This window comes from Roseiconus lacunae, assembly GCF_008312935.1.
In the GTDB taxonomy this organism is placed as follows: Bacteria; Planctomycetota; Planctomycetia; order Pirellulales; family Pirellulaceae; genus Stieleria; species Stieleria lacunae.
Map to the genome: position 1 here is coordinate 1,333,590 of NZ_VSZO01000001.1, position 22,454 is coordinate 1,356,043.

A 22,454-nucleotide genomic window follows, 5' to 3' on the forward strand; every position below is an offset into this window, starting at 1 on the left:
GCCTTGATCTCCTCAGCACCTCGTCCACTTCCCCGATCTTTTTGGCGATTCGTCCCATCAAGCTCCCCGATCCCCCGAAGCAATCATGCCCGATCACCACACTTTGGATATCAAACGCGTCGCCATCCTTTTTGCCGGAGGCCCCGCACCGGCAGCCAATGCGGTGATCTCAACGGCCGCGTTCTCGTTCCTCGAAGAAGGCGCCCAGGTCTTTGGCATCAAGCACGGCTACAGCCGACTGACCGACTATAGCGCCGCCGGCCCACTCCAAGAAGGCGTCGACTACATCCGCTTCACGCACGATCTGTTGACCAACGCACGCAGTAGCCGTGGCATCATGATCGGGACCGCACGGACGAACCCAGGCAAACACGTCAGCAGCCCCGAACATTTAAAGGACCCCGAACTCGTCGCCCCGCTGCGACGTGTTTATGAAGGCCTTTGCTCGCTGGAAGTCGATGCGTTGATCTCGATCGGTGGTGATGACACGCTTAAGACCGCCAATAAATTGAAGATGTTCCAAGACAATCTTCCCGGCGACGCACGACGTTTCCCTGTCATTCACCTGCCGAAAACCATCGACAACGATTACAGCGGCATCGATTTTACATTCGGTTTCTTTACCGCCGTCGAAACCTTGGCCGAAGAAATTCGCAACCTCAATCATGACGCCGCCGCCGGTCGTGCCTACTTCCTCTGTGAAGCGATGGGACGCAGCGCCGGTTGGTTGGCTTACGGTGCCGCGATCGCCGGCGAAGCCAGTTTGGTGATGAGCGTCGAAGACGTCGCCGGTGACTTGGCAACCGAAGAAGTCGATCCAGAGACCAACCTGACTCGCAAGGTCATGGAGCTTGATAAGGTCATCGATAAAATGGTCGACATGATGGTCGCACGTGATCGCGAAGGCCGCGAGTACGGAACCATCGTGATCGCCGAAGGCTTGGCCGAGTTCTTGCCGGCAAAGTATCTCGAAGGCGTGTCTCGCGACGAACACGGACACATCAACATTTCCGCGATCAACCTGTGCTCACTGATCAGCAAGCTGCTCGCCGATCGCTATAAAGAACGCACCGGCAAGACACGCAAAGTCAATGGGTTGCAGCTCGGCTATGAATCACGTTGTGCACCACCACACGCCTATGACGTGATGCTCGGTTCCCAGTTGGGCGTCGGAGCCTATCGGGCCCTCGTCGAAGAAAAGCTGAACGGCGTCATGGTTTCCGTGTCCGGCCAATTCAATTTGCACTACGTTCCCTTCGAAAAATTGGTCGACCCCAAAACCCTGGTCACGAAAGTTCGTTTCATCGAACCGGGCAGCGACTTCCATCGCCTCGCACGATTCCTGGAAACCTGCACCGAGTAGTCACCTTGCGTCCTTATCAGCCGCGGTCGTGTTTGTCGGATCAGCCGAACGGCGTTAGCCGCGGTTGTGTCTCCGCGATCAGCCGAAGGGCGTTAGCCGCGGTTGTGTCGCAGTCATCCGTCCGGATGCCCGTCAGATGACCCTCCAACGCATGCCAACCTGTGAGCCGACGGCACTCGCCGCGGGCCCCGTTTTACCAACGCTAGCCCGACGCGGGCGCGTACGACTCACGCATCTCGGAAAATCCTTCAGCTCTGATGAATGCTCACCGACCGCCGATCAGGTCAGACTCATTCGCCGAGTTGCGTTAGCAGCCACTCCAATTCGTTGGCGATGTCTTCGGCGAGGCCGCGTTGCCGCATCTGATCGGGTAGCACGGTCCAGGCATACGTTTCGACTTCCAGGTGCCCGGTAAAGTCGACGTCGATTTCCGGATCACCCAACGCATCCAGACACGCCAACACTTCGTTTCGTGTTGTCCGCAGATGTCCAAAGCGTTCCAAGAAGATTGGGACATGAAAGTGGATCACCCAGCGGTCCGCGGCGTCAACGCTTGCCTCGCTCGACTCACGAACCAACTCGGGCAGATCCGTCGCCAAGCGAAATCCACCGTCCCGACTAACTTGTCCGGTTTGGTGCAAGTAGCGGTCTTCGGCAAAGCCCGACAATTGGTCGAGTGCCGCGACACGATCTTCGCGATCGATCGATTTCCAGTCGGCGACAATCGCGCTGCTGACCTGCACTTTCCCGATCGTGATTCCGGCAGCGGCATAAGCTTCAATCGCATCACGCTGCGATTCATTCATCACCGCACTATGGCAGACGTCATGGCACACGGTGATGTACCGCCGATGGGCCGAATCGGGAAGTTCATCGCCGAAGAATGCGATCATGTCACCGACCGTGTCCAACGTGCATCCGGGCTCGGGCTCGATCGCAACGACGATTCTCTTCCCGGTTTGCCGATCCAGCTCTTCGAGCGACACCGCTAGCTCGCGTAGATGCCGCCCCGCATCGGCGGTCACGATCTTGCGTTTCGATTCTTCGACAAACGGGTTGTCCGGCCAGCCGATCGGGAGCGTACTGATCGACCCCAAATCGACGCCTGAAGGAAGCAAATGCGCTAGGATCGTCGCCAGCCGCTGCGTGTACTCTAGTCGTGGGCGATCGGCCCACGTAGGCAGGTAAACGCCTTGCTTTACACGATCACCATGAAAGTTGGCAAAGGGGAATCCATTGATCGTAAACGCCGACAATCGTGATCGATCGAGGAAATTTGCGAAGTCATCCAAGCCGCCCTCGACCAGTTCACGTGAAGCCTGGTCGGGAATCCACAATCCGACGCCCAGCCGGTGATCTTCCGACGCAGTTTTCGCTCGGTTTCCCGGAAGCGACATCGGCAATTGTACCAGTCGTTCCCGTACGCCGACGGCATATCGAGAGAGGTTATCTCGAATGGAGCTTAGGTCGGTCCCGGCATGCACGTTGGTGCAATAACCGACTTGCAGTGACGCATGATCGCGGAGTCGAGAAAGATGGTTCACAATCGAGAGACCAGTCGGTGTGGAAGAAATCGGTGTGGTACTTGATGACTAAGTCCGTACTCGAACGGACGATCGGCTGAACCTCGCCGGCCTCGGTTCTTCAGCGAATACCTGGTTCGGCGCAACACGTTGTTTCGATCCAAACATGGGCCAAGATGGTACGTGTTACAAGATGCCAGGCTTTCGGCGAACTTGATTGCCGAACACAGCACTGGTGCTTTGACTCGGTCAAGTGTTTGGGGACGGCCTATCAGCCGACGGACGTGGGCTTCGGTTATGAACGAAACCGTGGCGAACGCCAGTCGGCTGATCCTAATTTCAGATGGAGACGGAGCACTATAGGCAGGTCATCACGTTCTTGGCGATCCAGTCGCGGGCGAGCAACCAGACGAGCAAGCCTTTTTGCGCGTGCATACGGTTGCCGGCTTGATCGATCACGCTGCTTTGCGAGCCGTCGATCACGCCATCGGTGATCTCTTCGCCGCGAACGGCGGGCAGGCAGTGCAGGACTCGAGCCGATGACGGCGCCGCCGCCATCAGTTTTTCGTTGACTTGGTAGTCGGCAAACGCGCTGCGTCGCTCGGCGGCTTCGGCCTCTTGTCCCATGCTGATCCAGACGTCGGTATAAATCGCGTCGGCGGTCGCGACCGCGGCGGTCGCATCGCTGGTCGTGGTGATATCCGCCTTGGGGTATTCCTTTGCCATGCGTTCGACCCATTGACGATCCATTTCATAGCCTTTCGGGCAGGCAAGTGTGAATCGCATGTCGAGCATCGCACAAATCAGTGCTAACGAGTTGGCGACGTTATTGCCGTCGCCAACAAAAACCAAATGCTTGCCTTCATATCCGTCAAATGCTTCATCGATGGTCATCACATCGGCGAGGGCTTGGCAAGGATGGCAGAGGTCAGTCAACCCATTGATGATTGGGACGGCGTTGTAGCTCGATAGCTGTGTGACGCTTTCATGGCGGTTGGCACGGCAGACGACCGCGTCAATAAACTGGCCAAGAACTTTTGTAAAGTCAGACGCGGACTCACGCTTTCCCCAGCCGACATCGTCACCGAGAAACAAGCTCGACCCGCCAAGTTGCGCGATGCCGGATTCGAAACTGACACGGGTTCGCAAACTGGGCTTTTGAAACAAGAGCGCGACGACTCGGTTGTGCAACACGTCGGGGCGTTCGCCCGCCTTGAGCTTGCTTTTGACAACCTTTGCGGTTTGCAAAATCAGCTTGAGGTCGTCACAGGAGATATCGAAAAGGGAATTGAAGTGTTGCATGTCAGTGATCTCACTTTCCGCAATGACAGGAAGCAGTGACGGGAAAAGGAAAAGGACTTGGTCACGCGGTGGCGGTCGGAGGTTCGCGGAAAAGTTCCGTGCCGACGCCTTCGGATGTGTAGATTTCCAACAGCAACGAGTGTCGCAGTCGGCCGTCGATGATGTGAACCTTGCCCACGCCTCGATCAAGTGTTTCCAAGCAGGCCTCGACTTTAGGGATCATGCCCTCGGCGATGTGGCCCGATGCGATCAACTCGCGCGCCTTCGCTTCGCTGAGTGAATGGATGATCGTGTTCGGATCATCTTTGTCCAAACGCACGCCGTTGACGTCGGAAAGGAAGACCAGTTTTTCGGCGCCGAGGGCTTGGGCGACGGCCATCGCCGCGGTGTCGGCGTTGACGTTGTATAGATTTCCGTCGCGGTCTTCGCACATGCTGGGGATGATCGGCACTTGATCGGTGTACAACAGACCTTCGATCACATCCCGGTCGACTTCGGTCACTTTGCCGACATGCCCGAGGTCTTCGCCGGTTTCCAGCTTCAACCGTTCGCCGAAAAGGACGTTCGTCGTGTGGACCGACAAGTTCATCGCCCGGCCACCGAGTCGTTCGATCTCTTCGGTCAGGTGACGATTGACGTCTCCGGCCAAGACGCGGCGGACGACATCGAGAGTCATGTCATCGGTGTAGCGACGGCCTTGAATGAATTGTGGCTCAACATTTGCTTCGGCGAGCGCTCGGTTGATCGCCTTGCCACCGCCGTGGACCACGACGGGCTTCATCCCCACCGTTTCCATAAAGATCACATCGAGGAGGATGTGCAGCAACGCGTTGTCGTCATCCAAGACGCTGCCGCCCAATTTGATCACGGTGGTTTTTCCCCGGAATCGGCGGATCCATCCCATCGCTTCGATCAACGTGTCCGCTTTGGCAATCGCTTCTAGCACGCAGGAGACTCCCGTGGAATTGGGGGCTTGAGGAGGACTTTCAATCAAAGGTTTCTACCGTCGGGTCGCACCAAGCGTCTGGGATGCGGCGTCGATGGTCCGCACCGCTGGTGATGCAAACCGTTCATGGATCGGCAATTCGCACCCAAATCGACTGTTGGCGATCGGGGAAAAACGCATCATGCTAGGTGCCTGCGGTGTGGGGGTCAATTGTCAAGCGGTCGGTCGGCCGCTTTCGCCCCCGAAAAGCCGCCAAATGAAGGCACCCAAGCCTTCGAACCCTTTGATCGCACGAACTAGGAAGAAAACTTGATGAAGAAACGAACGGTAGCCCTGATCGGTGGTGGGCAAATGGGACGCGCACTGGCCGGAGGGATGATGGGCTCCGATGTGATCGCCGCCGCCGACCTCACCGTCGTCGATCACAATCAGGCCTCGCAACAATGGTGGAAGGAGAATCATCCCCAAGTCACTGTGGTGGCCAGCCCGGACGGACACCTCGATCGTAGTGACGTGGTGATCCTTGCGGTCAAGCCATACGCGATCACGAAGGTCGCCGCCCAAATCGCCGCCGGAGGATCGGAAAAGCTGATCGTGTCGATCGCCGCCGGTGTCCCACTCGCCAAATTGTCCGCTAGCGTTGGGCACCAGCGAGTGATCCGCGTGATGCCGAACACACCCAGCCTTGTCGGGGCCGGGGCGAGCGCGTATTGCGCCGACGAAGCCGCCACCGAAGCGGATTGTCAGTGGATTGACGAAGCCCTCTCCGGTGTCGGCGTCGCGGCCCAAGTCACCGAGGCTCAGATGGACGCCGTGACTGGATTAAGCGGTTCGGGGCCGGCCTATATCTGCTTGGTTATCGAAGCCCTCGCCGACGGCGCTGTGCTTTGCGGGCTGCCGCGAGCACTGGCGATGCGGCTGGCAGCGCAGACGGTGATGGGGGCTGCGAAAATGGTGATGGATACCGGTCGGCACCCCGGCGAGCTAAAAGACGCGGTCGCCAGCCCCGGCGGGACGACGATCGCGGCCTTGCAGTCACTCGAAGAAAATGGCCTCCGCGCCGCGATGATCGCCGCCGTCGAGGCAAGCGCCAAACGCAGCGCTGAGCTGAGCTGAATTGAGCTGAGCTAGTTCAGAACCGCACTCACATGGCAACCGCCGGGCGTTCGCTCGCGGTTGCCGTTGGTCTCTCGATGCCGATCGAGCTTCGTGCCAGCGGGCCTAAAGCTCCAGGAACAACCGCGCCGGGTCCTCGATCACTTCTTTGATCGTTCGCAAGAATCCGACCGCTTCACGGCCATCGACGATTCGGTGGTCGTAGGTCAACGCGACATACATCATCGGGCGGATTTCGACTTTACCGTCGATCGCGACCGGGCGTTCTTGGATGGAGTGCAGGCCCAAGATTCCGCTCTGCGGCGGATTGACGATCGGCGTGCTCAGCAGCGACCCATACACACCGCCGTTGCTGATCGTGAATGTTCCGCCGATCAGGTCTTCCGCTTGCAGGCGATTCTCGGACGCTTGCTTGGCAAAGTCCGCGATCGTCCATTCGATCTCCGCAAAGGACATCATTTCGGTGTTTCGCAGGATCGGAACGACCAAGCCTTTTCCGCCACCGATCGCGATCCCGATGTCGTGGTAGTTGCGATAGATCGCGCTGTCGTCGCGGATCTCCGCATTGACCGCCGGAAAACGCCGCAATGCTTCGACGCTGGCCTTGGCGAAGAACGACATGAAGCCCAATTTCACGCCATGCTTTTGCAGAAAAGCGTCTTTGTATTTTTTCCGCAGCGCCATCACCGGCGACATGTCGATCTCGTTGAATGTCGTCAGCAGTGCGGCCGTTTGCTGAGCCGTGACCAGGCGTGATGCGATGGTCCGCCGCAACATACTCAGCGGCTTGACCTCTTCGCTGCGATCGCCGCCGCCGGTCATCAGGGTGCTTTGCGGCTTTGGTGGAGCGGCGACGGCCTTGGTTTCTGTCGCAGCGGGCGACTTGGCGGGTTTGGCCTTGCCCCCGGCATCGATGAATTTTTGCACGTCTTCTTTCAGCAATCGGCCGCCGGGGCCGGTCGCGGGAACGTCAGAAGCGGACAGACCATTTTCGTCGAGCAGTCGCTGGGCGGCGGGCATCACGAACGACGCGGTCGTCGCCGCTGGATCGGAGGCGCCGGACTGCCCGGCTGTCTCGGAGGAACTTTCGCCGGAACTAGGCGAAGCGGAATCACCGCCGCCCGTATCGCCACCGCCGGCCGGTTTGGGGGCGACACGAATTTTGGCGATGACTTCACCGACCTCGGCGAAGTCTTCCTCTTGCTTGGCGATGTCTTGCAGGAACCCTGCGACGGGGGCGGGCAGCTGCACCGAGGCTTTTTCGGTTTCGATTTCGACGAGATCTTCGCCATTTTCCACCCAATCCCCCTCTGCCTTCAACCAAGTGCCGAGTTGGACTTCGGTGATGGATTCGCCCACGGTTGGGACTTCAACGTCTACGATTTCGCTCACGGGTCCGGGTCTTCCAATTCAGGATGAAAACAGGGGTTGGACTGGCACTGCTTGAAGAAGCACTGCTGGACAAGCACTGCAATGAAGGGGCACAGCACTGGAAAGGATACCGGCTGACCAATCGCTATCCCAGCGGTATCCGGTTGGGAACACCGGTGTCGGGTAGCATTTCATCGAATCGTTGTCCTCTCGACACCATACCTCATTTCCTAGCAATGATTGCATGGTGACAACATCGACCGCGAGCAAAATGGATCAACAGTTCAATTCGCCGCACCGCCGAATCCGATTCCGGCCCGCCGCCTCCAATTGCAAGCATTCCCCCAACATTCGGGGACACACCCGCACTATCGCCATCAAACCGGGGGACAGAGCATCCACAACCTTTTTGGTAGCAATCCCATCAGGACCGGACCCATCGGGGACAGAGCATCTCGGGGGACAGGGCGGCTTAATTGATGGCAATGGCGAACAGCGGTGCTCTGTCCGCTTGAGTGCTCCTGTCAGTTTCATAAAACGCAAAGACGCTACGACGCAGGGCCGCAGAGGGGGGAAAATTCATTGGGGGACAGAGTACGCCCGGCGAAGATCGGATTGATAGCAAACGGCGATTGTCGTGCTATGTCCCCGTAAAGCTCTACTATGTCCCCGTAAAGCTCTATGTCCCCGTAAAGCTGTCCCCCGAAAACCAATGACAGCAAGCAGCTTAAATGATGCCCTGTCCCTCTTAGAAAGCCCTTGGCATTGCTGTCATCACTGCCAACGCAATGACATCATCTTGGCCCCTTTGGCAGCTATCAATACGGAGTGCTCTGTCCCCGATGGATGCTCTGTCCCCGGTTGGATGTCACTGTCCCCGGTTGGATATCAGGGTGGATTTGATTGCAATCTGTTGATGCTCCGGTGGAATGGGCGGGCGACTTGAACGCATTGCTAACGTTTGTCTGATCACACTCAAAACCTGCGAAATCTAGCGGCACTTTGACGGTCGCGTCCCGCTTACTGGGGAGGTTCTCTTGCGTAGGCCGACGATCTTTCTGTAAAGCTCGTCATGAACGTTGGCCGCACACGTCGGCTGACTTCGCAGATTGACTAACCAATCGATCTTTACACTCACTACCGGCATGGCTAAAACGCAAGTTCGATGGAAATCGTCTCGCGGTTTTCAAGGCGATTCGCGATAGGACAAAGCAGGATGCTTTCATTTTCAATTATCACGCCTACCTTGGGCAAGCGGCGGTTTCTTATTGAAACACTCGAGAGTGTTCACCCATCGGATTGCGGTCCGACCGTCGAACATGTTGTCGTGACCGCTCCCGAAGCATCGACCACTCCACGCGCGGTTGATTTGGGCAGCAACCGCACTGAATGCAAGTTTGTTAAGGCCCCTATCGCCGGTGCCGCCGCGGCGTTCAACGTCGGACTTTATCAAGCCAGCGGTGACATCATTGGCTGCCTTGCCGATGACGATCAGTACCTTCCGGAAACACTTGCCCGTGTCACTGCGATCTTTCAGGCCAACCCGGATTGCGACCTGATCTACGGCGCGATCGAGCAAATTGATGAAGACAGCGTCGTCTACCGCACCTCCGTGCCTCGAAAACTTGAATCCGGGCGTCTTCGCCGCCGCGCCGATGGTTATCAACCGAGCTTGTTCTTTCGCCGCTCGGTGATCGATCAAGTCGGTGGCCTCGACGAAACTTTGCGGTACCACTACTGGTACGACTTCGTGGTGCGTGCTTTTCTGGCAGAGCAAACATTCTTTCGTGAAGAGTCCTGCTTGGCTCGCAAGCGACGGCACCGTCATAACACGCATTTTGGCAATGCCGCGGTGGGGTATCAAATCTCTCGCGCCCAAGAACGCGTTGAGTTGCTGCACCGTCACTACGGCGACGTCCCGCCTCAAGCAGCCCTCGAACTCGGGAAGTACCTTGCGATCCAACAAGGGCACGATCCGCTTCAGCCCGGTTATGACAAAGCTCTGCTTCACCTCGCTTCCCAGTCGGTCGAAGCATTGGGGTGCAAGACCAGACTACTCCCGTCGCATGTCAAAGCTCAAGTCTCGCGATCACTCAAATACCCTCGCGAGCTGACACGCTACCTACCGATGGGCATTGGGCCAACGCTCCGCGGCTTTTTCCGAAGTCGACTCTTCCAGCTCAAGCAACACGAACCGCGCACGTTCAACATCGACAACCATGCCCGGGGTGCATCGCCCGAGAAGCAACTGTCGATCGGGATCGTCACTCCGAACCTGAATACCGGTGAGTATCTCGAGCGGACGATTGAAAGCGTCGTCGGCCAAGGATTCCCCCGCATCCAGTACGTCGTTCAGGACGGCGAATCGACCGACAATAGTGTCGACATCATTCGCCAGTATGAATCCAAGCTGCATTGCTGGGAGTCGCGACGCGATGGCGGGCAAACCCAGGCAATCAACCGGGGGCTCAGCCATGTCGACACCGACATCATGGCCTACCTGAACTCCGACGACATCTTGTTGCCGGGCAGTTTGTCGTTCGTCTCGGAATACTTTCGTAGCCACCCCGATGTCGATGTGATTTATGGTCATCGGCTGATCATCGACGAAAACGACCAAGAGATCGGACGATGGGTACTGCCGCCACATGACGATCACGCGATCATGTTTGCTGACTACATTCCTCAAGAAACGATGTTCTGGCGAAAGCGTGCCTGGCAGGCGGTCGATTGCACACTCGACGAATCGTTTCAGTTCGCAATGGATTGGGATCTGATACTTCGATTCCGCTCCGCGGGTTTGAAATTCGTTCGCGTCCCACGATTCCTGGGGGCTTTCCGAGTCATCGAAACGCAAAAGACTCAGGTATTGCTGGAAACCGCCGGAACAACCGAAATGAATCGTCTTCGTCGCCGTGTCATTGGGCACGTCCCGACGACACGTGAAATGCGACGTGCGATTCGGCCTTATCGATTCCGTCAGTGGTTCCACCACCACGCACAAACTTTGTTAGAGACCGCTCGCGGTTAGGCAGTAAATACGTCGATATGAAACCATTTCTCCGCATCGCTCGAGGGTTGGGCCGTTATCCGTTGGCCCTTTCCGCTTCCATCTTTTGCTCCCTTGCCGTTGCGATGCTATGGGGAGGCAATATCGGTGCCGTCTACCCGGTTCTGGAGGTTTGCCTGAACGGCAAATCGGTGCAGCAGTGGATCGCTGATGACATCGACGAAGCCAACGAAGGGATCGACAAGTACCGTCAAAAACTGGCGACCCTTCCCCAGGCCAAACTGACCGAACAGCAACAAGCCGATCGTGAGGATTGGCTCTCAGAAATTGAATCACTTCAAGACACGATCACCAATCGCGAGCGTGTCCGGCCGTATGCGGACATGCTTCCCAAGGATCCGTTCTACACCGTGTTGGTGTTCATGGTGATCCTGCTGGCGGCGACGGCACTGAAAAACATCTTCATCGTCGCCAATTTGGTCTCAACAACTTGGGCTGTTCAAAAGACGACGCTGGATTTGCAGAACCAATACACCGAAAAGGTTCTTGCCTTAGATTTGGCAAGTTACGATCGCTTCGGTACGAGTCAACTGGTGACGCACTTTACCGAGTCAATCGAGCACGTGAGCAAGGGCATGCATGTCCTGCTCGGCGCTTCGGTGCGGGAACCGCTAAAGATTATTGTCTGCGGATTTGGTGCGGCATTTATTAGTTGGCGGCTAATGCTATTCACTCTGATGATCGCGCCGCCGACGGCACTCCTGATTTCGACGCTTAGCCGAAAGATTCGCCGCACGCTGAAAGCTCACGTCTCGGACTCCGTCCATCTCAATCGACTCGTCTTTCAATCGGTGATGTCGCTGCCGGCGATTCAGGCATACGGAATGGAAAAACCGATGGCGCACGAAGTCGACGACGCGGGCGACGAACGGATGCGACGTTCGGTCAAGATCTCGTTCTGGATTGCGATGACCAAGCCAGTGACAGAACTTGCGGGGATCACCGCGGTCGCAGTTTCTCTGGTCGCAGGCGCCTACCTGGTCCTCAACCAACAGACCGATCTTCTGGGGATCCAGATGACGGAGCGGCCGCTGACGATTTCACAAATGCTGATTTTCTTCGGCATGATGGTTGGGATGAGCGACCCGGCACGAAAACTCACTGACGTTTATAGCAACTTGCAAATCGGAATTGCCGCCGCCGATCGTGTCTCCGAAGTGCTCGACGAAGAAAGCCGTTTGGATTTTGCATCGGCCAACGAACCGTCGCCCGATGCACCGAGCAGCCGAGACCGCACCAACTTAATTCCATTTAAAGACGGCAAGGTCGAGTTCAAGTCGACCGCGTTCGGATACCGTGCGGATCAGACCGTCCTCAACGGAGTCGACCTTTGCGTCCAGCCAGGCGAAACGGTTTGTATCGTCGGTGCCAACGGCTGCGGAAAGTCGACGCTCGCAAAATTGCTTCTGCGTTTCTACGATCCCCACGAAGGCTCGGTCACGATCGACGGTATCGACTTGGTTGACGTTGATCCAAAAATTGTGCGTCGGGCAATCAGCTTCGTCGCGCAAACGCCGGCGATGATCGATGACACGGTTTCGGCGAACGTTCGCTTCGGCAGCGTTGATGCGTCTGAAGAAGATGTCTATCGAGCGGCTAAGCTCGCCCGTGCCGATGAGTTCATCCAAAAGCTCTCGGAAAAATACGACACCGAAGTCGGCTTCGATGGCAACCGTTTGTCCGGTGGTCAAAAACAACGCATCGCATTGGCTCGCGCCTTCCTGCGAAATCCAACGATCCTGATTCTCGACGAAGCGACCAACCAAATCGATCAACATAGCGAACAGTTGATTTATGACGCGTTGCGAGAGTATACACGCGACCGGACTTGTATTTTCGTCTCACATCGCCCCGAGGTTTTCGAGCTGTGTGATCGAATCGTGGTGATGGATCATGGAAAGGTCGTCGCGGACGGACAGCCCGAAGAACTTCTTCGAACCTGCCCGCCGTTTGCAAAACTATTCGCAGCGAACCTAGAGATGCTCTCATCACGGAATGCCGCTTAGTGCTTCGTCCGGACCAAGCCTTCGGGGGGCGGTTCATCAGCCGACGGGCGTCGGCCCCGGAGATTGCACCGAAACCAAGCTAACGCCATTCGGCTAATCTTAACTTCAGATGCCGACGAAACATTAGCGGACGAATGACGACTGCCCCCATCATCCAGCCTTTCGCTGTCATCGTCGGAGCACAAAAGGGCGGTACGTCGACGCTGTTTTCCACGCTCGCCAAGCACCCTTTGATCGAGATTCCTCGAGACCGATCGACGGGCAAAGTATTCAAGGAAATCAACTTCTTTAACGACCACTTCGCACGTGGGGCGGCATGGTATCTAGGGCACTTTTCGGCGATCGACAAAGTCGCGCTCGATGCTTCGCCCAACTACTTCTGCGATCCACTCGCGCATCAACGACTTTTTGAATTGATGCCCGAGGCCCGATTAATTGTTTCGTTGCGTAACCCGATCGACCGTGCCTTCAGTCAATTCAATCACTACCGACAGATGCTGCCGGGGACCCTGCACTGGGATTGGAGGCGTCCGGGAAAGTCGTTCGCCGAGAATGTCCGAGCAGAGGTGAAGACGCCATTCCCACATTGGCAAGGCTTGATCGGCCGTGGAATGTATGCTGCTCAACTTCGATCGCTACTTCAGTTCTTTAGCCGCGATCAACTGCACGTCATCGCCCTAGAGCAATGGTGCGTTGAGCCGATTGCGGAGACGTGTCGCCTTTTGAAGTTCCTTGGGCTGCCGGAAGCAGAGCTTGAACTCCAAACCTGTCATGTTCGCGAGTACGGCTCAGAGCAAATCGACGACTTCACCCGAAATCAGCTTTGGCGACTCTATCAGCCGCAACTGAATGAACTCGTTGATCTGGTAGGTATCGACCATCTCGATCGTCTTTGGGGATTTTGATCCACTGCCTCGAACCGAAACGGTTGCGGTTCGAGTTCGTCGTGGTTTCGCCGCGATGGCCGAAGGCTACGCCCGTCGGCAAATTGGTCAAACCCGAATGGGCAACTGGAAGAGAGCACCCGCGTTTCCGGTAGCCACACAGTTTTTCGGTAGCCACACAGTCTAGATCGACCAGCAGTCTCTCTCGGCCCGCATGATCGTACGCTTGACGCTGCACGCCGATCGGCAACTATGCTAAAGTAGCTGGTCTGTCTACTATGTTGTCTGTCCTCAGAACTATCCGAAAAACCGTACGATCCGAAAATCGATGTCTGGCGTCGTGCCATCTCGCAGCGCGAACCGCTGACCTCGATGGAAGCCGGGTTTCGCGACGTAGGCTCGACGCTCGTGTTCCGACGAGATCAAATGTTTGGGGTCGGCTCATGCTCACTTCAAATGTTGACGAAACGCTAGCCCGTTCCGCTTGGGTTTCCGGATAGGCCCTTGGTTTAGGATCGATCAACACCGCTCGTCACAGTTGCTCGGCAAGACTGGGGCAGGGGGCGACGGTCGGTGGATTGGTCTCATCGTATTAATTTAGACACAGCCCTACGTCGCATTCTCAAACAGGTTTGATTCGATGGCCGGTGATGAAGACGCCCCGGCAGATGAGTCTACGGATTCGGGGCCACGTCAATACGATAGCCGCAAGCAGCGGAATTCCGATGCAACCGTCGACGGTGCCTCATCGTCGGAAGAATCTGGCTTGATCACGGTCGACTTGCCGGCTGTCTCTGAAGCAGAATCGAAGCTGACGCGAACGGTCGCCGGCGATAGTAAAGACGAATCGATCGGACAGGATGGCGAGTTTAGCGATGATCTGTTTTTGCCGAGCACTCCACAGATCGAGCGTTACCGAATTGATCGACAACTCGCGACCGGTGGCTTTGGGAACGTCTACTTGGCGACCGATACCGAATTGAAACGGCCGGTCGCGATCAAGATCCCACACCAAGCGCGAATGGCAAAGTCGTTTGACGTGGAACGGTTTCTTGAGGAAGCTCGTGTGATCGCGAGCCTCGATCACCCTGGCGTGGTTCCCATTTATGACTTCGGAAAAATCCACGACCGCTACTTCATCGTTTCCAAGTTTATTGATGGCCATACGCTCACAGATTGGATGAGCGAATCGCATACCGGGATCGAGAAACTTCATGTGCTTCGCGCACTCGCATCGACGTTGCAGTTCATCCATTCACAAGATGTGGTGCATCGTGACATTAAACCGGCCAACGTGCTGATGGATGGATTGGGGCGTTGCTACCTGACTGATTTCGGACTGGCATTGCATCTTAACGATGCCCCGCGGCGGACAGGGAAAATTGGAACTTATGCGTACATGAGCCCCGAACAAGCGCGGGGCGAAAGCCATTTGGTCGACAACCGATCTGATCTCTTCAGTCTCGGTGTCGTGATGTATGAGATGCTTTGTGGTGAGCGTCCATTTGTCGATGAGGAAACTCATCGATTGCTTGAATCGATAAAAAACACAACGCCGATTCCGCTGCGTGAGCACGACCGCCGCATCCCTAAAGAGCTCGAACGAATTTGTTTGCGATTGCTATGTAAACGAGCGACGATGCGATACCACGATGCGGGAGCATTGGTCGATGATCTCGACTGGGTGTTGTCGCAAGGGGAATCCGATGAAGCTTGGAAAAGTGAAAGCCGGATCGTCTTGGGTAGTCATCGAGACGCCCTGTCGGCGGAAATGTCTAAAAGTTCCGATGCGTTGACCGAGATCGTGCCACGCGGCTTTCGGGCCTTTGACGAAGAAGACGCGGACTACTTTATCCGATTGTTGCCCGGCCCGTTCGATCGCATGGGGATGCCCGAGAGCATCCGATTTTGGAAGCGACGAATCGAATCACATGATTTCGAAACCGCGTTTCGGATCGGAGTGATCTACGGCAAATCGGGCTCGGGAAAATCTTCGTTCGTACGAGCGGGGTTGTTACCGCGATTATCTGAGTCGATTGTGGTCTGCTTCGTAAGCGCCAGTGCAAGCGACACCGACCGCCTGATCGTTTCGACACTTCGTCATGCTGTCCCCGCTTTGCCTGAAACTGTCAATGTCACCGAGGCGATGAGTTGGATCCGGCAACATGCCGAACAACTTCCCGGTGGTAAACTGCTGTTGGTGATCGACCAATTCGAGCAATGGTTGCACTCACACGCGGGACGAACAGACACGGCATTGGCGCTGGCACTGCGACAGTGTGACGGCGAAAATCTTCAGTGCATCTTACTCGTTCGTGACGACTATTGGATCGGGGTGAGCTGTCTTGCCGATGAGCTTGAGGTCGACTTAGTTCGCAGTCAAAATTTGGCGATGTTGGATCTTTTTGATCAGCGGCATGCCCGGCGAGTCCTAGCGGAGTATGGTCGGGGGTACGAACGATTACCCGACCAACTCACCAAGCTCAATGCCGAACAATCTCGGTTCCTTGATGAAGCCATCGCGGGCCTTGCGGTCGAGGGGAAAATTGCCCCCGTGCAACTGGTAACGTTTGCCGAAATCATGAAAAGTCGTCCTTGGACGATGAAGTCTTTGCAGCAAATCGGCGGGGTGGACGGCGTCGGATTAAAGTTTCTTGATGAATCGTTTGGTGCTTCAGCTCCTGTCCAACGGCAGGTTCATCTAGAAGCCGTCGAGAAAGTATTGGCGTCGTTAATGCCCGATCCGGGCAGCCCTCTCAAGGGAGCCTCACGTGGCGAAGCTGAACTCCGTCAGATTTCTGGCTATGGTGCTAACCCGCGCCAATTCGCATCGCTCCTTGCGATCCTAGACGGGGAATTGCATCTGATTACCCCTTCGGATTCAAAGCTGGATATTCCTGGCGAGAATCAACAGTATCAGCTGACACATGACTACTTGGTCCCGGCGATTCGAAGTTGGCTGACCCGGAATCTGCGATCGTCGATGCAAGGTCGGGCTCAACTGATCCTGTCCGGGTATGCAGAAATTTGGAACGCAAGAAAAGAAAATCGTCATCTCCCCTCCTGGTCGGAGTGGATCCGCATCATGTCATTGACCAAGCGTTCTCGGTGGAGCGAAAACGAACGTCGAATGATGCGGTTGACGACCCGAAAACACATTGGCGAAACACTCAAGGTTGCCGCGGTATTACTCGTCGCCGCGGTATTGATCGGAGCCTGGATGATTCGATCGCGTTCGATCGCGATTTGCGAGCGGTTGTTGACTGCCGACCCAAGTCGAGCGGTAACGATTCTTCAAGACATCGAGAACTATCCGAGATGGAGTTTGCCGCGTCTCCGGCAAATGGCGGCGGCTTTTCCGGCGACCACTCAACCAGGGTCGCATGTTCGACTCGGTATCCTTCGTCTCGATCAAGGTAGCCCGACGATTCTCGGTGAAGTTGTTGAAGGCCTTCCCAACGTTGACCGAGACAACTTGACTCTCGCTCTTGCCGAATTGGAACGCTACCCACTAAGCCACGATCACCTTGAGTATTGGTGGCAGGTCGTCGGTGATGACAAGGCAAAGTTAACCGAGCGTGTCAACGCAATGCTTGCGCTAGCGATGTTCGTCGAAGACACGCCTCGCTGGCAAGCCAATCGCCAACCGTTTGCCGATTTGTTGTTGGAGCATCTGACGATCTATCCGAATGAACGGCACATGATCGCGAGACATTTGAATCAGACGGCAACCAACTTCTTCGAACCGATCCTCGAAATTTGCCAATCTCAATCCAAATCGACACGCGGACAACTCGCTCGCGAAATGCTGCTGGAGGTGTGGGGGGACGACGTGGACCGGATGACACACGTCTTTACGGAACTTGACGCCGAGTTCATCCCGCCTTATGTCACTCGATTGGATGCGTTTCGAAACCATGAGATTAAGAGTCGAATGGATCTTCTCATTGATCGATTCACCCAGGCGGGCCCCGGTCCACTTCATTCGGCACGCCTTGCCAATGTCTCGGCGTTCCTTCTCCGCAACCGCAGTTTCACCGATCATCTTCGTCTGCTCGGTCCGCAATCGTTCGTCGGTACGCGCGCTCAAATCATCGAACGAGCCGCACTGTTGGAAGCTCCTTCCGACTATGTGCTCAACCTTTTCGATCAAGCGGTCGATGAGACGACGCAAGCATCGATCTTGCTTATCCTTGGTTCGCTCGAAAGACAGGCGTTTACGCAACAAAGCTACGATCGGACGATCGCACTTGGGCGTGAAATTTTTCTCCAATCAAACAACGCTTACTTACACAGTGTTGCTTGGTGGATGTTGGGGCAGCTCGATGACGATCGGAATTGGGTCCGGCAAGAGATCGGTCGTCTGGCAACCGTGCAATCGAGAAACAGCCCCGCTGATCTTGGCCGGACCTGCGATTGGACCATCAATTCGCAAGGACAGACCTTCATTCGCTTTGACTGGCCGGGGGCGACCGTCGACGTCAGTGCGACCGAAGTGACACGAGAACAGTTTTCTGCGTTTTCCGAACAGCATCCCCTTCCCAAAGATCGCTCCGAGTTCGAACGCCGCGCGCCACATCAAGACTGCCCGACGATTTTGATCTCCTGGTTCAGCGCGGTGGACTACTGTCGCTGGCTGACCCAGGAAGAAGGCATGGGAGAAGAAGATCAGTGCTATCCGCCAACCAAAGAAGAACAAGAAACGATTGGGATTTACCCCAACCTTCGACAGCGACGCGGCTATCGATTGCTGCTTCCGGAAGAATGGACCCAAGCTTGTTATGGCGATGCGACATCCCAATTCGCATTCGGTGAAGACCCCAGTTTGCTGACCGCTTACGGGGTTGCCCCAGGCGAATACCCCGACCGATTTGAAATTCAAACACCGGTCACGCAAATGAAGCCGCTTTCCACAGGGATGTTTGGAATGTATGGAGGCGTTCGCGAGTGGTGCACCGGATACAGCCACGGCAAAGAACAACAACCGATTCGCGGTGGCAGTATCAACGATGGTGTCAGTGACCAAATTCGTTTGACGCGTTCCGGTACTGATGCAAAAAAAATCAATCACTACACCGTCGGCTTTCGGATTTGTCGTACCGTCGATCCGGCAAAGCCTTAATCATCCCTTCTTCGAACCGCACGTCAGATTGACAACGTACCAACGAACGCCCGAAACCTGTCCCTACAAGCGTCCCGATAACCGGGACGCGTCAATACGTTGTGCGCTGCTGGACCAATTGGTCGGTGAAGTTCCGGTACCATCAGATTCGGTCGACCGACAGATGTGCCAAGCTTGTTGTGACAGCTTCTACCCGACGGTCGATGACTGGAATCCGGTGATCGCATCGCTTGTGTTTCAGCGCGCGAGTGAACGATTGGCGGAATTACATCGGGGGGCTCCAACGTGTGGCAATGTAGAGCAGTTAATGACGAAGGCCATCGAGCAATTGCCTGTCGTGTTGCGATATGAAAACGATCTGATCGATGATCTGCAAAGACATCGACAACCCACATCGATTGATCTTGCGGCACTTCACCGTTGCCTTCCTTTGATCCCCGCGTCGTCTCAATCGCGAGCCACACATCGATGGTCGGTTGTCATCACCACTTCGCCGCGACGCCAACCGACGCTGCAAATTTGTTACGACAGCTTAGTCGCAAGCGGTTGGTCGGATCCCGCGATCGCGATCGATGGTGTTGACGGGGTCGTTCGTCCGCCGGGAAGCAACGTGATTGCCGAACGGGCTAATCCAGTCGGTGCCTGGCCGGCTTGGATCGCAGCACTACGGTACCTTGTAAGCACCGACGCCGATGTTTTGATGATCGTCCAAGATGATACGCTGTTTCCGGAAATCCAGTGCTTGAAACAATACGTCGATCAAAACCTCTGGCCCAATGATCACTCGATCGTATCGCTTTACACCTCGAGCGATGATGTACGACCGGACAATCGCTGGCAACCTTTTCCTCGACGCTGGGCCTTGGGAGCATTGGCGATGGCGTTTCCTCAAAGGTTAGCCCACAACTTGCTCGCAACCATTGACGCTCGGCAATTGGATTTCATCGAAGGCGATGCGGGGATCGACACTCGGATCGGTGTTTGGGCGCAGCGACACGGGATCGAAATCTGGCATCCTTCGCCCAGCCTTGTTCAACACATCGGCCAAGTGAGCACAGTCTGGGAATCCTCTCGCGCGGTCGGCATTCGTCGGGCGAGCCGTTACATCGCAGACGAGTGGAGGCGGTGAACCAAACTCAAACGCCTTCGCATCAAAGTGGTCTCTACCTACCCGGGCCAAATGCGAGACTCGCGATGAACACTGATTGCTCATAAGTCAAAATGCATCAATGGCCCGATCGTTACTGACGTGTTGCAGTTTGACGGGGAAGCCAGAATCGACAGCGGAGTGAAACCCCAAATCGACGCTCAATTCAAGTCCGTCAATTCGACTTCGGCACGATAGCGTTTGCCGTCACGATAAATGATCATCGGAATGTTAGATCCGATCGGGGTCATGCCAACCTGGGCAACCAAGTGGTCATCATTTTCTACTTGGGCACCGTTGAATCTGACGATGATGTCTCCGCGTTGTAAGTTTGCTTTGGCCGCTGGCGATCCACGATGCACTGTTTTGACAAGGGCTCCGCTGGGGATTTGATCCATACTGCCAAGATCGTTAGGGCCGAAGTCGGGATCCAGGACGACGCCCAAATAGCCGCGGCGGTAACGACCATAACGTACCAGTTCGTCGGCTACCCGCATCGCCATGTTAATCGGGATCGCAAAGCCAATTCCTTCGCTGCCGCCACTGCTACTCGCGATCGCCGTATTCAAACCGATCACTTCACCGCGCAAGTTCAGCAACGGGCCACCGCTGTTACCGGGATTGATCGCAGCATCGGTTTGAAAGAAATCCTGCAAGTCGATTTTTTTATCACCCAGCGAAAGATCTCGTCTGCCTTTCGCGCTCAGAATTCCGAACGTCACCGAATGGCTGAGTCCAAAGGGGCTGCCGATCGCGATCGTGAAGTCCCCGATCCCAACCGATTCGCTGTCTCCGACCCGAGCGGCGGGAAGATCCATATTGGTGACTTGCATCACCGCGACATCCGTCCCTTCATCGGTATAAATCCGCGTCGGTCGAAACTGTCTTCCGTCGGCGCTGCGCAGCAGAATTTCGTTCGGACTTGCACCCAAGATCACATGCCGGTTGGTAAGGATCCAATCGCTGCCAGAGACTTTCACGACGACACCGCTTCCGGCTTCGTCATAAGACTCGTACTTCCCGTTGTTGGTTTCCGTCTTGTGCGCTTCGATGTGGATCACACTTGGCTTGACGAGGTGTGAAACCTTACGGACAAGCCGCCCCAGTCGATCGAAGGCATTGAATTCTTCGGCCAGTTCGGCGAACAAGGCGTCACGTTGGTCGTCAATCGATACACTTGGCGCGGACATTGACGCGGTCGGAGCGGCCGGCCCCACTTCGGGCGGCTGCGGCAGCGACGGACGGTCAAGCGAGGGACGCATCAATTGATAAGTCCCGTTCGCTCCGGGCGTCTGGGAATCGATCGACACACTTTTATTGCGATGCCCGTACGTTCCAGCCGCGGAAGGCTGTGACGGCGATTGGGACATGCGCGTCTGGGCCAAAGCGACGTCGCTCGAAACCATCGTCAGTGCCGCGACGGCGGAAAAGGCGATTGAGCGAATACCGCTACGGCGCAGCATATAGTTCAATCGACTGCGAGCTCGGGACTCGCAAGATCGCAAGGGATGGACCATAGGAAGAGCCATGATTGGAAGGAGAGGTTCCGACGGGGAGGCGTCGTACCTGTAGCAATCGTCGTTGCCCCACGGGCAACTTTGGATTGCTTGCAATGGCTATCCCTGGCCGAACAGAAGCGAAGAATCGTTAACGCTAGAACATCTACGAACGGCGGATCGTCTTAACGGAGGGCGGTGGAAACACCCCTATAAACCGTCTGACCAACGGTCGTTGTCGGCGTTCGGACGTCACCTCTCGCAGTCGTTTTGAATCGATCGGCGCATTCGGAATAGCGAGCGACGACATCTCAATCGTTACAGTTAGACGATGAAGCGGTGTGTACGATTGTGAGTGGAGGCCCATGCCGAGTGCTTTGTCTTGATCGAAGACCAAAATTCGCGTCTTGCGGAATTTGCGGTCCTAGTGGTTCGCCAACCTTTGAAACTAGGATTAGCCACGGTTTCGGTCAAATCACCGGGGCTGACGATCGTCGGCTGATGAGCCGAACCATGTTTTCAAAAGGAACGAAGCGTTCGTCGTCTACTGTCGATTCGCGAAAGGCGACTTGAATAAGTTCAAAGCAAAACTGAACTGGAACAAAACGCTAAGACGCACCGTCGGTTTGATACGAGTCAAACATGCGATTCATCCGTGCCGCCGGGTGCGATCGCCGTTTTTCGGCCAACCGGTGGCATTCGATGCACTCGCGGGCATGCGGTACGGCACGGAGTCGCGTCAGCGGGATCGGCTTTTGACAGGTTTCGCAAGTTCCGTATTCTCCTCGGTTAAGCCGCTCGATCGCTTCATCGATTGCTGCCAATTCGCGACTTTCCACCTCAAGGAGCTGGCTGTTGAGTTCCGACTGCACCGTATCGGCGACGGCATCGAGCACATCGGCGGATTTCGAGGCCCGCCCCTGAAGCAAACTCAGATCCCCCAGGGCCGACCGCACGATTGCATCACGGCGTTTTTGCAAAATTTTACGTAGCTTTTCGAGCGAGTCTTTTCTGGCCATCGGAGCACCTGATCACGGTTCACGAGCACGAAGCCGCCACGGTTGGCGGTTTTTCCTCAATAGCCCCCATCCACACACTAACCTACGCA

General features: G+C 56.0%; 14 protein-coding genes. 8 read left to right on the top strand and 6 right to left on the bottom strand.

The window, feature by feature from the left end; genetic code table 11:
* Positions 1-85 precede the first annotated feature (85 nt).
* Positions 86-1,363, top strand: a complete 1,278-nt coding sequence (locus FYC48_RS05085) for a 6-phosphofructokinase (protein WP_149495516.1) — start codon at positions 86-88, stop codon at positions 1,361-1,363.
* A 290-nt stretch (positions 1,364-1,653) separates the two neighbouring features.
* Here FYC48_RS05085 and eboE read toward each other — a convergent pair whose 3' ends face one another.
* The 3 genes from eboE to argB all read right to left on the bottom strand — a co-directional run bounded on the left by eboE (position 1,654) and on the right by argB (position 5,134).
* Entirely contained in the window at positions 1,654-2,907 is a 1,254-nt protein-coding gene (gene eboE, locus FYC48_RS05090; RefSeq protein WP_235034073.1) for a metabolite traffic protein EboE, read from the bottom strand.
* Positions 2,908-3,243: 336 nt separating this feature from the next.
* Entirely contained in the window at positions 3,244-4,188 is a 945-nt protein-coding gene (gene argF / locus FYC48_RS05095) for an ornithine carbamoyltransferase (protein WP_149495517.1), read from the bottom strand.
* A gap of 61 nt (positions 4,189-4,249) precedes the next feature.
* Positions 4,250-5,134, bottom strand: a complete 885-nt coding sequence (gene argB, locus FYC48_RS05100; RefSeq protein WP_149495518.1) for an acetylglutamate kinase — start codon at positions 5,132-5,134, stop codon at positions 4,250-4,252.
* Between the two features lie 312 nt (positions 5,135-5,446).
* On the opposite strand from argB, the gene proC reads away from it, so the two are divergent.
* A complete protein-coding gene (proC, locus tag FYC48_RS05105) occupies positions 5,447-6,250 on the top strand; it encodes a pyrroline-5-carboxylate reductase (protein ID WP_149495519.1) in 804 nt (267 codons plus the stop codon).
* Positions 6,251-6,355: 105 nt separating this feature from the next.
* On the opposite strand, the gene odhB is transcribed toward proC, so the two are convergent.
* Positions 6,356-7,642: a 2-oxoglutarate dehydrogenase complex dihydrolipoyllysine-residue succinyltransferase gene (gene odhB, locus FYC48_RS05110; RefSeq protein WP_149495520.1), complete on the bottom strand. Its 1,287-nt coding sequence runs from the start codon at positions 7,640-7,642 to the stop codon at positions 6,356-6,358.
* A 23-nt stretch (positions 7,643-7,665) separates the two neighbouring features.
* On the opposite strand from odhB, the gene FYC48_RS05115 reads away from it, so the two are divergent.
* The 6 genes from FYC48_RS05115 (at position 7,666) to FYC48_RS05140 (ending at position 19,832) form a co-directional block, all read left to right on the top strand.
* A complete protein-coding gene (locus tag FYC48_RS05115) occupies positions 7,666-7,872 on the top strand; it encodes a hypothetical protein (protein WP_149495521.1) in 207 nt (68 codons plus the stop codon).
* 965 nt (positions 7,873-8,837) lie between these two features.
* A complete protein-coding gene (locus FYC48_RS05120) occupies positions 8,838-10,652 on the top strand; it encodes a glycosyltransferase (RefSeq protein ID WP_160149329.1) in 1,815 nt (604 codons plus the stop codon).
* Between the two features lie 17 nt (positions 10,653-10,669).
* Positions 10,670-12,697 carry an ABC transporter ATP-binding protein gene (locus tag FYC48_RS05125; RefSeq protein WP_149495523.1) on the top strand — a complete coding sequence of 676 codons (2,028 nt, stop codon included), beginning with the start codon at positions 10,670-10,672 and terminating at the stop codon, positions 12,695-12,697.
* Between the two features lie 134 nt (positions 12,698-12,831).
* Entirely contained in the window at positions 12,832-13,602 is a 771-nt protein-coding gene (locus FYC48_RS05130; RefSeq protein ID WP_149495524.1) for a sulfotransferase family protein, read from the top strand.
* 619 nt (positions 13,603-14,221) lie between these two features.
* Positions 14,222-18,703: a bifunctional serine/threonine-protein kinase/formylglycine-generating enzyme family protein gene (locus FYC48_RS05135; RefSeq protein ID WP_149495525.1), complete on the top strand. Its 4,482-nt coding sequence runs from the start codon at positions 14,222-14,224 to the stop codon at positions 18,701-18,703.
* A 28-nt stretch (positions 18,704-18,731) separates the two neighbouring features.
* Complete coding sequence (locus FYC48_RS05140) at positions 18,732-19,832, top strand: hypothetical protein (protein WP_149495526.1); 1,101 nt, start codon at positions 18,732-18,734, stop codon at positions 19,830-19,832.
* A gap of 179 nt (positions 19,833-20,011) precedes the next feature.
* Here FYC48_RS05140 and FYC48_RS05145 read toward each other — a convergent pair whose 3' ends face one another.
* Positions 20,012-21,313 carry a S1C family serine protease gene (locus FYC48_RS05145; RefSeq protein WP_390622106.1) on the bottom strand — a complete coding sequence of 434 codons (1,302 nt, stop codon included), beginning with the start codon at positions 21,311-21,313 and terminating at the stop codon, positions 20,012-20,014.
* Between the two features lie 641 nt (positions 21,314-21,954).
* On the bottom strand, positions 21,955-22,365 hold the full coding sequence (locus FYC48_RS05150) for a TraR/DksA family transcriptional regulator (protein ID WP_149495527.1): 411 nt from the start codon (positions 22,363-22,365) through the stop codon (positions 21,955-21,957).
* Between the last annotated feature and the right edge of the window lie 89 nt (positions 22,366-22,454).

Bases quoted from the DNA above. Each gene is read 5' to 3' on its own strand.
- FYC48_RS05085 (WP_149495516.1), top strand. From the start codon at position 86: ATGCCCGATCACCACACTTTGGATATCAAACGCGTCGCCATCCTTTTT.
- argF (WP_149495517.1), bottom strand. From the start codon at position 4,188: ATGCAACACTTCAATTCCCTTTTCGATATCTCCTGTGACGACCTCAAG.
- proC (WP_149495519.1), top strand. From the start codon at position 5,447: ATGAAGAAACGAACGGTAGCCCTGATCGGTGGTGGGCAAATGGGACGC.
- FYC48_RS05115 (WP_149495521.1), top strand. From the start codon at position 7,666: ATGAAAACAGGGGTTGGACTGGCACTGCTTGAAGAAGCACTGCTGGAC.
- FYC48_RS05120 (WP_160149329.1), top strand. From the start codon at position 8,838: ATGCTTTCATTTTCAATTATCACGCCTACCTTGGGCAAGCGGCGGTTT.
- FYC48_RS05125 (WP_149495523.1), top strand. From the start codon at position 10,670: ATGAAACCATTTCTCCGCATCGCTCGAGGGTTGGGCCGTTATCCGTTG.
- FYC48_RS05130 (WP_149495524.1), top strand. From the start codon at position 12,832: ATGACGACTGCCCCCATCATCCAGCCTTTCGCTGTCATCGTCGGAGCA.
- FYC48_RS05135 (WP_149495525.1), top strand. From the start codon at position 14,222: ATGGCCGGTGATGAAGACGCCCCGGCAGATGAGTCTACGGATTCGGGG.
- FYC48_RS05145 (WP_390622106.1), bottom strand. From the start codon at position 21,313: ATGCTGCGCCGTAGCGGTATTCGCTCAATCGCCTTTTCCGCCGTCGCG.
- FYC48_RS05150 (WP_149495527.1), bottom strand. From the start codon at position 22,365: ATGGCCAGAAAAGACTCGCTCGAAAAGCTACGTAAAATTTTGCAAAAA.